Source organism: Sulfitobacter sp. S223, assembly GCF_025143825.1.
In the GTDB taxonomy this organism is placed as follows: Bacteria; Pseudomonadota; Alphaproteobacteria; order Rhodobacterales; family Rhodobacteraceae; genus Sulfitobacter.
Genome location: NZ_CP083563.1, coordinates 26700 through 39533, shown reverse-complemented (window position 1 = coordinate 39533; position 12834 = coordinate 26700). Strand labels below are relative to the sequence as shown.

At 57.9% G+C, this 12834-nt stretch carries 9 protein-coding genes; 7 read left to right on the top strand and 2 right to left on the bottom strand.

Annotated features, from left to right (window positions below):
* Nucleotides 1–2 precede the first annotated feature (2 nt).
* Nucleotides 3–671 (top strand): ABC transporter ATP-binding protein, encoded by a 669-nt coding sequence (locus tag K3757_RS18870; protein ID WP_260001568.1) that lies wholly within the window; start codon nucleotides 3–5, stop codon nucleotides 669–671.
* A 14-nt stretch (nucleotides 672–685) separates the two neighbouring features.
* Here the strand turns inward: K3757_RS18870 and K3757_RS18865 are convergent, their stop codons facing one another.
* Nucleotides 686–3583, bottom strand: coding sequence for a glycosyltransferase (locus tag K3757_RS18865; RefSeq protein WP_260001565.1), 2898 nt, complete (start codon nucleotides 3581–3583; stop codon nucleotides 686–688).
* Nucleotides 3584–3622: 39 nt separating this feature from the next.
* On the bottom strand, nucleotides 3623–4621 hold the full coding sequence (locus tag K3757_RS18860; protein ID WP_260001564.1) for a replication initiator protein A: 999 nt from the start codon (nucleotides 4619–4621) through the stop codon (nucleotides 3623–3625).
* Between the two features lie 486 nt (nucleotides 4622–5107).
* Here K3757_RS18860 and K3757_RS18855 point away from each other — a divergent pair, with 486 nt between their 5' ends.
* The 6 genes from K3757_RS18855 to rfaD all read left to right on the top strand — a co-directional run bounded on the left by K3757_RS18855 (nucleotide 5108) and on the right by rfaD (nucleotide 12834).
* Nucleotides 5108–6493, top strand: a complete 1386-nt coding sequence (locus tag K3757_RS18855; RefSeq protein WP_260001563.1) for an AAA family ATPase — start codon at nucleotides 5108–5110, stop codon at nucleotides 6491–6493.
* A 78-nt stretch (nucleotides 6494–6571) separates the two neighbouring features.
* Nucleotides 6572–7642, top strand: a complete 1071-nt coding sequence (locus tag K3757_RS18850; protein WP_260001562.1) for a ParB N-terminal domain-containing protein — start codon at nucleotides 6572–6574, stop codon at nucleotides 7640–7642.
* Between the two features lie 235 nt (nucleotides 7643–7877).
* On the top strand, nucleotides 7878–9848 hold the full coding sequence (locus K3757_RS18845; protein ID WP_260001561.1) for a hypothetical protein: 1971 nt from the start codon (nucleotides 7878–7880) through the stop codon (nucleotides 9846–9848).
* Entirely contained in the window at nucleotides 9848–11266 is a 1419-nt protein-coding gene (locus K3757_RS18840) for a glycosyltransferase (protein ID WP_260001560.1), read from the top strand. Before K3757_RS18845 ends, K3757_RS18840 begins: the two co-directional genes overlap by 1 nt.
* A gap of 33 nt (nucleotides 11267–11299) precedes the next feature.
* Nucleotides 11300–11689 carry a DUF6165 family protein gene (locus K3757_RS18835; RefSeq protein WP_260001559.1) on the top strand — a complete coding sequence of 130 codons (390 nt, stop codon included), beginning with the start codon at nucleotides 11300–11302 and terminating at the stop codon, nucleotides 11687–11689.
* A gap of 203 nt (nucleotides 11690–11892) precedes the next feature.
* On the top strand, nucleotides 11893–12834 hold the full coding sequence (gene rfaD / locus K3757_RS18830; RefSeq protein ID WP_260001558.1) for an ADP-glyceromanno-heptose 6-epimerase: 942 nt from the start codon (nucleotides 11893–11895) through the stop codon (nucleotides 12832–12834).

The following is a 12834-nucleotide window of genomic DNA, read 5'->3' as shown; positions in this document are numbered from 1 at the left end:
ACATGATCCGGCTGAAAAATGTCAGCAAGACCTTTCACCTAAAGGGCAACCACAAGACAATCGCCAACAATATGACGATGAATTTTCCGCAAGGGAAATCCATCGCATTGCTGGGGCGCAACGGGGCGGGCAAATCCAGTCTGCTGTTGATGATCGCAGGGGCCATCCAGCCCGACAGCGGGACGATCGAAATAGATGGCACCATCTCCTGGCCTGTCGGCTTCATGGGCAGCTTTCACCGCGATCTGACCGGCGCGCAGAACGCGCGTTTTCTGGCGCGTGTCTACGGTGTGGACACGGACGAACTCCTCGCGTTTGTCGAAGACTTCTCGGAGCTGGGCAATCACTTCTACCAACCTGTGCACACCTATTCCTCAGGGATGCGGTCACGTCTGGGGTTTGCCTGTTCCATGGGCATCCATTTTGACTGGTATCTGGTGGATGAGGTAACGGCGGTGGGCGATGCTGCGTTCAAAGAGAAAAGCGAGATGATCTTCAGGGAGCGGATGGAAAACAGCAGTGCTGTTTTTGTCAGCCACTCTCTGGGCAGCGTCAGGCGCGTCTGCAATGCGGCCATCGTGCTGGAAAAAGGCAGTGCGCGCTATTACCGCGATATCGAAGAAGGCATCGAGCGGCACGAACGTAACATGCGTCTGGCGCATCCCGGCTAAACAATCGGAACCGTCTATCCCTTCGCGGTCAGAACCGGCGTGAAATCCGGCCACGGACAGGCCTGTGCAAGCGCGCGCGCAGCCTTGCCCATCTGTTCGGCCGCGCCCGTATGCTTGGCATCCAACGCATCACCAAGCGCACGGACCAGCGCATTGCCGCCGCGCGATGGATCATAAAGCGCGCCCGCCGCAGCACCAGCAAACAGCTCCTCCATCGGGCCGGTTGCCGGCGCGACAACCGGCACACCAAACCCAAGCGCAACAAGCGCAGGCCCGGGCGCAGCGGCGCACAGCGCGACATCCGCCGCCCGCATGAACACCTGCATCTCCATTTCGTCGACGGGACGCGCCATGCTGCGCACCCGCCCTTGTTGCAGTGGCGGCAAAGCGTCGGACAGCTGCTGTGCAAGGGTCCCCTGCCCGCTTCCGGCCAGAACCAGCACAACCTGTGGGCGCGCCTCCAGCAGCGCCCTTAGGGCAAGGCGCAGCTCTTCTGTTTCTTTCAAAGCTCCCTCTTCCTGCGGCAGATGCGCCAGAAGGATCACATCGTCACTCTGCGCTAAATCCAGTTGCGCGCGTGCTTGGGTGCGCGTGACAAAATCGGGGTAGCAGCCGATGTAATGGCCCTGCGACAAAATGCAGACCTTGGACGGGGGAATGTCGAAAACCGCCCGGGCGGCCTTCAGCACCGCTGCACTGTCGACATGCACACAGCAGGCCAGGTGCGCCAACCGCGTAGCCAGCTGTGTCTCAAGCTCTGAGAAACTGGTACGTTGCCCCACGGTCCAGACGAACCGCCCGCCGCCTGCAACGAACGTCTCTGCTGTATGCACAAAGGTATCAATCGCCGTCTGAGCGGCCGCTGCATCCGTGATCTCCCCCAACACGGATGACAGCCCGTGCAAGTGAAAGGTCAGGTCCGAAGGGGTCTCAAAGCTTGCAAGCTGCTCAAGGGCCGCATCCACGGTGCCGGTGCAGATGTCGACACTCTCGACCAATGCGCCATAGCGCAGGTGATACGAGGGGTCATCCTGTGCGGGCGCAGGCCAGAACACCACCCCCCTAACCCCGGTCCTGCGCCGGTACCCCACCTGACGGGGCAGCTCCGGGTCGGCGATGTGAAGGTCCCAGAACCGATCAAGCCCCAATCGGTGCAAGGCGTCATTCTGGGCGATATGCGTATTGGTGGTTTGTAACGTCTCGTTCACATCCGACGTGTTTTCACCGTGCCAGCGCCGCTGGTACAGGATTTCATCGATATGGTGGAAATCACCCGTCTCGGTCAGCTTGAGCAGCAGGTCATAGTCTACGGCATTCGCGATATCCTCGCGGAACTGCGTGGTGCGGGCAAACGCCGCGCGGCGAAACATACGGAAGTGATGCGCGATGGAGGTGACCATCATCTTCTCGCGGGTGAACACCGGCCAGTTGAACTCGTTCTTGATGTAGCCCCCCTGCGCATCGATCCTTTCGCACGCGCCGTAGACGCAGGCGGTCTCGGGATGCGCATCAAGCCATGCCATCAACCGGCCAACCGCCCCCGGCTTAAGACAGTCATCCGCATCCAGTTGCCCGATATAGGGCGCGCTGCCCATTGCTATGCCACGGTTGGAGGCATGGCCGATCCCGCCGTTGGGTCCGGTCTGTACCCGCACTTGCGGATTGTCCGCATAGTGTTCCTGCACCAGCGCATATGTCCCATCGGTCGAATTGTCATCCGCGACACAGACCTGCAAATCACGCACATCCTGCTCAAGCACACTGTCGATGGCGCGGCGGATATAGGAGACAGCGTTATAGGTGGGGATATAGATATCCACACGCGGGCGCTGAAACGTGCCGTCCGCCGGACGGTCCAGTGGATTGGGACACAGCCCCACATAAAGGGCCTGATCGGCGGCATCAGCAGCACTGTCGCGCGCAGGCTTCAACACCGGAACCGCAAGCGGTGCAAAATAAGCCCCCCTCTGAAACATCCGCCAGCCGATTTCCCGCGCCGCCAGACAAAGGCTGGAAAAACGCGCGTCAGGCAATCCCACGGCACGGATCAGCGCCGTAGCGACCACAAAGCTCAGCCCCCCCAGCGCGCGATACGGAAAATCCGAGGTGGCGATTTCGTGTTCAAGACGCCAGCTGGTGAGTGGTTGCAGGCCGGCGGCGTCTTCCAAAGGCACCAGCGCCTGAACAACCTTGTCGCTTACCCGCGCCAGATACCAGGCCCGCGCCAGAAACCCGTCATCCAGCACGACCTCTCCGGACAAGAAAATCGTTATGTCGCTCTTGGTGTCCTCCAGCGTCTGTGCCATCACCGCCTGAGCCTGCGCACTCAGAAAAGGCGCACGCACGATGCGCGGGGACAGCGCCTGCGGCAACGACAGGTCTTCTGAAACATCCGCCCCCGCTACCGTCAGGCAGATATCCCCCCCTTCCGCCTGCCCCATCAAGGCAGTGGCAATAGCGGCCACATCCGTCGTGGCATCCGCCGCAACAAAGACAGTCACCCCAAGCGGCTGTCCGCTGCCATAGTATCCGCGCGTAGCTGCGCGACGCAAAAACTCTGTGTCATTCTGCGCGCCAGCCCGTGGCGGCAGAACCATGCCTGCCGGGTAGGGCCGCGCCGGTAGTACTCCGGCCTGCACCTGCCGGAACGGCTGTCGAAGGCGCGCGTCATACCCCCCTGTATAGGCACTGGGTGTATCAAGCGGTTGCGGCCGACCCGCCGCATCCAGCGCGGCCTTCACCTTATCGGCATAGATTGCAAAAGCCGCAGGCGGCAACGCGGGGTGATGGCGGATCATTTCCAGATGGCGCGCCGCCCCCTGTGCATCACCCGCCGCCAAAAGCGCCAGCACATGACGCGCCCGCGACCAAGGATTGCGCGGTCTAAGGGCGGGGTCTTCCCCTGTGCTCATCGTCTCATAACCCTGTGAGATCCATTATCCCTACCCGCTTCAGGAACGGGCTTGTCGTGCATGAACCCATCCCAGGAATGCCTTGTCCGCAGATCCCAGTTTCGGCGCGCCCGTCTCGGCCCACCACTGGCGCCATTCGGCCTCCAGCGCATAGATGTCGTCGCCCGGTGCCAGCGCGCGCGCGGTCTCAAGCGTCTGTGTCATCAGAACCGGCGCACGCAAGGACGGCTCGATCACGGCGATGCGTCCGAAACAAATCAGATCACCCGCACGCTCGGACATCTGGTAGTCGGGCAGATTGCCATCTTGGATCATCCGCCGCACAGCCGCCCGAAACACCCGCAATGGCGCGGCCGAGCCTGCCTTCTTGTGCAAGACCGATACAGAGACCACCCATTCCGCCTGACGTCCGCAATGCTTGCGCACCAGTTCATAGACCCGCCGCTCCAGCGGTTTACGCAACCGGAAATAATCACGGTTCAGCGTCAGCACCGATTTATCCAAGACCGCCCTGAACAGCCACTCGCTCAGAGTGACAGTAAGGTTGATCATCCTGCCCGCCCGCGCGCGGCGCACAATTTCCCAGGCTTCGATCAAACCAAAACCGCTGGTGGTCTCGACACCTCCGGTGGTGATGTTGGTGGTAATGCGCGTTCCCGACAACCGCTCGAAGGCTTCGCGCAGGCGCGCATAGGCATCGCCGCTCGTATCCCTGTGCGTCGCCATCAAAAGATCATGCGCCTTGAGATGCAGCACGCGGCTGATCGGCTTGCCCGCATTCACCGCCGCCATCAACTGGCTGACACAATAAATCAGAATGTCCTTGTCGTGGATTGTCGCACGTCCTTTCACACTGGGCGTGACCTCTACGAACGTATCATTATGGGTATAGCTCAGGATCCGCCGGTCCGGTCGCGTGGACAGGGAAAAGATCGGATGCTCCATTGTGCCCAGATCATTTTTTGGACTGGCCCCAAAGAAATCGCAGACGAAAAAATCCGCCGTTGGGGGCCCCACCCCGACACTGGGTTGTTGCATGGTTTCGTCCTCTACCTGTGGCAGATTGCCTGCTGCTCTGGTGCCCTGCCGTAGTCAGGAACACTTTTAACGCTTTACGCGAATCCCACACTTGTGGCGGGTTGCGAGCATCCTAAAGTTATCCACAGGTCCCGTCCACTCTTCGCGCACATCTCAACGGGGGATCAGAGTCATTCCAACGGGGGATTGGAATCGCTTTATCGGTGTTTCAGAGTCGCACTCCCTTTTCAGAGTCGCCCTACCGCCTTATAAATCAGGATGTTGCGAAATCATGTTGTGCCTTAACGACATATAACTACTAATTAACTGGAATAAGCAGGTCCAGACGACCTCGAAACACCCCTTCTGCACCGCAAAACCCCGCCCGAAAGGCTGGAATTGCTCAGAAAAACAAAGAAAAAGACAGGCGGGTGATAAGATTTATTCCATGTGCTGCGTTTTGTGCTACCTTGCGAAAAACTCAACACATAAAGGCCGCGTATTTCCATGACCTCCCCCGCAAGGACGCCCCCCTATTTCACCATAGATCCCGATCAAGCGCGTGATGCCCTGGCCGATACAACGACAACACATGACTTTCACAACATTGCCCAAGCCTGCGCCCGCGGGCGCGACGATCTGGTCGGCCGCGGGCTTCAGATGGATGGCAGCCGACAGTTGCGACGATTTTCTACTTGGGAAATTACCCGCTATCTGATCCCCGTCGCACAGGGTCACTTCCGCCGCGTTCTCAAACAGAACCCCGACCTGCCACAAGGGATGTCAGAGACCGAAAGCGGCGCGAAATGGTTTACCCTCGATGAGGTGTTGCGTCTGCGCGCCCATTTCGCCGCAGAAGGTTCCAAGGCCAAGAACTACCTGCCCTACCGCCCCGAGGGCCTGCCGGCAAAGATGGTCGCCGTGGCCAACTTCAAAGGCGGGGTCGGCAAGACATCTACCGCGGCGCATCTGGCGATGTCCGCCGCGCTTGACGGCTACCGCGTGCTGGTGATCGACCTCGACAGTCAGGGATCAATGACCTCCATCTTTGGCGGACAGGTCGCGGACGAATGGCAAACTGTTTTCCCGCTGATCGCCCGCCACTACGCCCAACATCTGCGCAGCGACAACCAACGCCGTATTGACCGCGGTGATCCGCCCATCCCCGTGGACGAAACCCTGACCGAAGCTCTCGGGGTGCGCGCGCCTGACCTCATCCAGAACACCCACTGGCCGAACATCGATCTGATCGGCGCGCAGCTTGATTTGTATTGGGCCGAATTCCAGGTGCCGGTGTGGCGGATGCAGGCACGTGGCTGGAAACTATGGGATGCGCTCAGTGATACGCTGGCCGCTGACGGCGTGCTCGATAGCTATGACGTGATCTTCATCGATACCCCCCCTGCCCTGGGCTACCTGACGATCAACGGGCTCACCGCCTCGGATATCTTGCTGGTCCCGCTGGGGGCGTCGTTTCTTGAATTCGACAGCACGGGCCGGTTCTTTGACATGCTGCACACCACGTTCAAATCCATCGAAGACGGCGAGAACATCGCAGCACGCGCGCTGGGGCGCGAAGAGCTGTCGTTCGAATGGGATGCCGTCAGGGCTGTCATCACACGATATGACGGGGCGCAGCAGGCCGAACTGGGGGCATTGATGCAAACCTATCTCGGCGAAACCCTATCCCCGCATCGGCAGGGGTTCACTGCGCTGATCGGTCAGGCCGGCGAACAGGTGCGCGGTATCTACGAAGCCGATTACCGCGACTTCAACCGCGAGACCTACGCAAGGGGCCGCGAAACATTTGACGAAACCTATGCTGCCTTCAAGGCGCTGCTGATCGGGGCTTGGGCGCGCGATGCCGAAGCCGCAGGGCAGGCGGCCAAGTAAGTACAGCACGGCGTGTTAACGCGCGCTTGATTTTCGCCGCAGATCCTGCGGCCTCCAGACGCCAAAGGAGATCCGATCATGGCCAAACGCAAACGGCTCACCCCGCCTTCATTCTCAGCCAGTGAGGGTATTCCTCCCCAGTTAGAGACTAAATCCTATCGGGGGACACCTCCCATCAGCGGCATTGTACATGACGCCGCCAGCGTATCGGCGCTGGAGGAAATGTCGCACGCGTTGCGTGAGGCCCGTGAGAGCGGGCGCATGGTGCTGGATGTGCCGATCGCACAGATCCAGCTGGATCATCTGGTGCGTGACAGGGTGATGACGGACCCCGAAGAACTGGAAGCTTTGGTCAGCAGCTTGCGCGCGCGCGGCCAGCAGCAACCGGTCGAGGTCGTTTCCCTCGGGCCGGACAGCTATGGTTTGATTTCAGGGTGGCGGCGCTGTCTGGCGCTGTCACAGATCGCAGCAGAGGAGGGGCGTCCGGCCCATGTGCTTGCGCTGCTGCGCAGCCCTCAAGAAGCCTCTGACGCCTATCTTGCGATGGTGGAAGAGAACGAAATCCGCGTCGGTCTCAGCTATTACGAGCGGGCACATATTGTGCTGCGAACGGTGGAGCAGGGTGTCTATGATAGTGACAAATCGGCCTTGCAGTCTCTATTTCAGAGCGCGAGCCGTGCAAAAAGGTCCAAGATCGGCAGCTTTACCCACATTGTGCGGGCCTTGGATGGGGCGCTGCGGTTCCCAACCGCCATGGGGGAACGTGCGGGCCTGACGCTTGCACGTCGCCTGGAGGATGACCCTGCGTTGGGCCCCCGGTTGGTGGCGTTGCTGGAAGCACAGGCCCCCGATACCGCCGAGCAGGAACGCGCCTTGCTTGAACAGGGCCTTGTGGTCGCGCCGCCAGCCCCCAGACAGACACCTGAAAAAACGGCCGAGCGTAATCACGCGGATGCGCCTGCCGTTGACGATACTCTCGCGCAGGCGGTTCAGCCAAAGGAACAAGCCGAGCGGACAGAGGGCGGGCGAAAGGTGGCAGCCGCGGTCTGGATGCACGACAATCCTGACGGTAGCATCACTCTGAAAGGTCCGGGTCTGACCAAGGCCAGCCGCGATAGCCTGTTGCGCTGGATATCCGTCAATTTGTAAAATTTGACCAATAGGTCAAATGTTTCGCGTGCGAAACATTTGACTGTTCCGGCAGGGGTGGTGGTGCATCACCATGTGCGGGTATAGGTTTGGGCGATCGTTTTCCAAAGCGCCTTGCAGGTCTGGCTGAAGACTGTTTTGTCGTTGTGGGAGTGGTTTTCATGAGATACGCCATGTGTCCAAAAAAATGTAGGCTAGGGCTGGTATGAGTCATGTTTTAAAGGGGTGGGCTGGTGTGTCAGCTCATGGATATATCACAGGCTGGTGCCTCTATTCTGATAACTACGCCACGCCACTAGAGGTCGAGTTTTTGGTCGACGGAGAAACTCTGGGGACTGCTGTTGCAGATGATTTCCGCCAGCACCTCCTTGATAGAGGTGTGGGAACCGGGTTTCACGGATTTCGCATTAAACCCTCAAAAGACTATCCGCCTGAAAAGCTGATGACAGGGGTTGTTCGCCTCAAGGGCGCGCCGGATCAGACGGTCGCTCTCAGCAATAAGCTTGTTGGCAGTGCGCCCGCTCCGACACAAACTTCTCAGCCCGCGCCTGTGCCTGCTGCATCAAATGCGTCCACCCCACAGCCCCAGAAATCTGCGCGCCTGACAGGCGCTGGCAAGGCGGTTCTGGCGCAGATTGAGAATGCTCTTCTGGCCCGAAGGCTCCCAATTCCTGAGCGGTGGCCGCAGTTAAGTAATTCGGGTACGTTTCTGGCCGGCAATAAGGAATTTCACGCGCTGCTTTTGTCCATCGGGCGCGGATGTCTGTACGAAAAAGACCTGTCAAAGGCTTACATGTTTTTCAACATGTTGATCTCCCTGTCCGAAGATGACCCCGAGCCGGAGTTTTTTCTGGGGGTTACATATCTACAGGATGGTCAGCTCGAACAGGCTCGATCGATCTTTTTGAAGCTTTATAACAGCGGCTGGAAACCGGAACGTTCCGGCCTTGAACTGGCCAAGGTCGGTGCCCGCCAGATCAATGCGGCGGGTCACGCACAGGATCAGGCGCTGTCCGCCGATCTTCTGGCGCTTCTCAACGCGCTTTTAGATCTGGATCCCTTGCCCAAATTGCCGGCGTCGCTGGCACAGGCGGCCACGCAGATTGGCGATCTGGATCTGGCCGAGCGGATTATCGAAATCAGCATCGCGCAAAATCCGGACCGGCCGGAACCGCTGGTCGCCAAAACACGTATCCTGATCGAGATGCGCAAAATCGATGAGGCGATGGAGCTGTCGGACCTGATCCTCGAAAGATGGCCTGGCAACCTGACGGCGACCAACAACAAACGTGTCTACGGATATCTGCAAGGGGCACTCAAGCCCCTGCCCGAGCCCGGTTTCATTCAGGTCACCCGTCCGGACGAACCGGATTCACCGCTGCTTCATGGTGATCAGTCCAGATTTGAAAACTGCGCGACATTGGGCGCGTTGTTTACACATGACGTCGGCAAAGAAGATATCCTTGTTCTGGGACCCACGGCTGAGCACAATTATGACACGTGGCGAAAGCTGGTCATGCGTCACCCCCAAGCAGGCTGCATCATTGATGAAGACGGCACCCGTTTGTGGCGGGCGAAGGCTCTTCAGGATTTGGATCTTGCAGGGTTGATCGAACTGGAAAAGCCGCTCAACGTCCAATTGGGCGCCTATGAATGGGTCTACACCCCCAAAACCCCGACACCCGGCAGCGGCCCTGTTGTCTTGCTCTCTCGGTACGGGATCGCCAAATTCGGCGGCGCCGAGCACACGATGGAAAGCCTGGCCTATAACTACAAATCATTCGGGTTAGAGCCACATATCCTCGGGGTTGAACGGGAAGCGATCGAAAGTCACGTGAAACCCGAAGGCATCGTTTCGGGCGCGATCGACAACGACCCCAACGTGATGCGGCGGTACTTCATCAAAAATCGTGCGTCTGTGGTGCACGCGATTTCAGGTATGGGGTATCAGGTGGCGCAGGCGCTTGAGATGACTAACATCACCTTCGTATACGGCATCTACTTCTGGCGTGACGTGCTGGGCCGTGGCGGCGGCGAGACCTTTTTCGAGGGCGACGGCACCCCGATCCCCCGCGAGGACTTTGGCTATATCATGTCTCAGGCCCAGACCATTTTCGCCAATTCCGAATATACACGTGACATCATCGAAGCCGCCCATGGTATTCGCTGTCCGGTTATTCCATCCATTCCGGGAGAACGTGCCTGATGTCGGACGCCCCCACGCGCATGAATTATGTTCTGTTGGCCAATTCACGGCCCGACAAAGGGTTTGATCTGATCCTTGATGTCGCAGAACGTCTACCCAACGTGTCCTTTGTGACAATCGCCAATCAAAAATCCATCGAAGCAGGCATTGCCCAGATCGATAGCCGAGGGCTGAAAAACGTCGAGATCATCTCGAAGGTAGAGGATATGACCCCCCTCTATCTTGGGGCCCATGTGGTCGCGGTTCCAAGCTATCAGTTCAAGGAAACCTTCGGACGCGTCCCCATTGAGGCACATCGCTTTGGCAAACCGGTCATCGGATCGACCGAAGGCAACGTGCCGTATCTGTTGACTGAATCCGGGATCGTTTTGCCCGAAGATGCTGATGCATGGGCCACCGAAATCTCGCGGCTTTATGACGACCCCGAGTATTACGCACAATGCGTCCAGCGCGCCCATGAAAACGCCATCCGCTACTCTGCTGCCAGACAGCGCGATGCGCAGCGAAATGTCTTTGATTTCATGCGCAAGCCTGTGTTGGTCGGTGTCGGGTCAGGGATCGGCAATCTGCTGCATTGCGGGCCAATGCTGACTGCCATCGCGCGGCACATTGGCGCGCCGGTCGATGTTGTCGTGGCCGAGGACTACAGCGGGAGCCTGTTTCTGCTGCAACGCGACGGGATTGTGAATGCGGTGCACCGGATGGGACCAGCGCTTTTGGAGCGTTACTACGATACTGTCTTTCTCTCGCATTGCTTCGGGTCGGCACGGATGCGGTTCAATTCTCCGAATGTGCTCTATAGCCGGGACTGGAACATGTTCCGGCCGGGTGAGACATCGCATGAAAGCCTATTTAATCTGGAGGCCGTAGAGGCGATGATGGGGGTGCCATACGATCCCGCGACTTTTGCGAATGACTATTATGTGTCCAACATCAACCATACATGGACGCAGGGGCGGGTTATCGGCATCCATGGCGGGTCAAAACCGGGCTATTGGAGCTCGAAGCGGTGGACGGGGTTTGAAGAGCTCGTTCCGCGTCTGACAGCCGAAGGATGGGAGCTGCGTTCATTCGGGGTTGCCGATGAATATGTCGAGGGCGCACAGGATTACACCGGCGGCACAATCGAGGAAATGGTGAGTGAAATTCGCGCCTGTAATTACTTCATATCCAATGACAGCGGGGTCATGAACATTGCCCATGCTTTGGGCATTCCGGTCCTGTCCCTGTTCGCCCCGACAGATGTGGCGACGCGCGCGCCGCTAAGATCGAACTGCATCAGCCTTTCTGCACAGCGGGACTGTACGCCCTGCGAAGTCACTGACATAGAGAGGTTTCGTTCCGGAGAATGTAAGTGTATATCCGACATCTCCGTAGAGGATGTCATGCAGGCGTTTAGACATCTGTGTCAGGACTGAAACACTTTGCGCCCTCTATAGAAAGGCGATGCTTTGAATAATATAGACATACCCGTATCTGTTGGTGAGCTTTTCGACAAAATCACCATTCTCAGGATCAAACTAAAACGATTTTCCGACGCCGCGAAACGAAAGAACGTCAAGCTGGAACTTGAAGCGCTGGAGAAGGCCGTCACGAAGGTTCCTGTGTCGGGCCCGGAGCTGGATGCGCTTGTCGGGCAACTGGAAGAGGTGAACAACACGCTGTGGGATATCGAGGATGGTAAGCGCCAGGCCGAGCGTGACCAGAATTTTGGTGCCGATTTCATCGAACTGGCGCGTCAGGTTTATATCAGGAACGACAAGCGTGCCGAGATCAAGCGCAAGATCAATATGCTGACCGGTTCGGTCATCATTGAGGAAAAATCCTATAATCCTTACTGACTATGCTGACCGGAAAGCCCTGTATTAGAGCCTGAATTGCAGCTATTTGAAGCTGCAATTGCCCGCCTGATCGTGCCGAAAGCTGCGTTTTCAAGCACCACGTCCAGAGCCGGAACTTGCCGACTATTTATAGGCTTGAAGGCTAGAGATTGAATGCGTTCAGTGATAGTCCTTGCTTGAATTGAAATAGGGGAATTCTGCCAATGATTATTGTCACGGGTGGTGCGGGTTTTATCGGATCTAACATTGTTGCGGCGCTGAACCGCCGTGGCCAGACCGATATCGTTATCGTGGATCAGCTTGAAGATGGTCACAAGATGGTTAACCTCGTTGATCTTGATATCGCTGACTATGTTGAATCCGATCAACTGATGGAAAAGCTGAATGCAGGGGCATTCGGCCCGGTAGAGGCGATCATCCACCAGGGAGCATGTTCCGCAACAACGGAATGGAACGGCCGCTATGTCATGGAAGTCAACTATGACTATTCAAAGCAGTTGCTTCACTGGTGTCAGGACAACGGCGCGGCCTTTATCTATGCTTCATCCGCATCTGTTTACGGTATGGGCGAAAACGGCTTTCGCGAAGACCGGGCCTGCGAGAAGCCCATCAACATGTATGCCTATTCCAAATTTCTGTTCGACCAATATGTACGCCGCATGCTGCCGAAAAAGACAGCTCAGGTGGTCGGGCTGAGATATTTCAACGTTTACGGCCCGCGTGAGACACATAAGGGCGCGATGGCGTCTACCGCCTTCCATTTCTCCAATCAGGTGCGTGATACATCGGTCGCCCGGTTGTTCGAGGGCACGGACGGGTATGCCAATGGCGGGCAGGAAAGGGATTTTGTCTTTGTTAGAGACTGTGTTTCGGTAAATCTGTGGATGCTGGATAACCCGGATGTGTCGGGCATCTACAATTGCGGTTCGGGACGCACGCACAGCTTCAACAACATGGCCGAAGCGGTGATCGACTGGCACGGCAAGGGTGAAATCGAATATGTTCCCTTTCCCGACCATCTGCGCGGCGCCTATCAAAGCTATACCTGCGCTGATCTGACAAAATTGCGGGAGGCGGGGTATAAGGCCGAATTCACAAACCTCAAGGACGGTGTCCGGGCCTATCTCGACACTAACGCGGGCTAA

Excerpts from the sequence above, each read along its gene's own strand:
- K3757_RS18870 (WP_260001568.1), top strand. The coding sequence starts at position 3 with ATGATCCGGCTGAAAAATGTCAGCAAGACCTTTCACCTAAAGGGCAAC.
- K3757_RS18865 (WP_260001565.1), bottom strand. The coding sequence starts at position 3,583 with ATGAGCACAGGGGAAGACCCCGCCCTTAGACCGCGCAATCCTTGGTCG.
- K3757_RS18860 (WP_260001564.1), bottom strand. The coding sequence starts at position 4,621 with ATGCAACAACCCAGTGTCGGGGTGGGGCCCCCAACGGCGGATTTTTTC.
- K3757_RS18855 (WP_260001563.1), top strand. The coding sequence starts at position 5,108 with ATGACCTCCCCCGCAAGGACGCCCCCCTATTTCACCATAGATCCCGAT.
- K3757_RS18850 (WP_260001562.1), top strand. The coding sequence starts at position 6,572 with ATGGCCAAACGCAAACGGCTCACCCCGCCTTCATTCTCAGCCAGTGAG.
- K3757_RS18840 (WP_260001560.1), top strand. The coding sequence starts at position 9,848 with ATGTCGGACGCCCCCACGCGCATGAATTATGTTCTGTTGGCCAATTCA.
- rfaD (WP_260001558.1), top strand. The coding sequence starts at position 11,893 with ATGATTATTGTCACGGGTGGTGCGGGTTTTATCGGATCTAACATTGTT.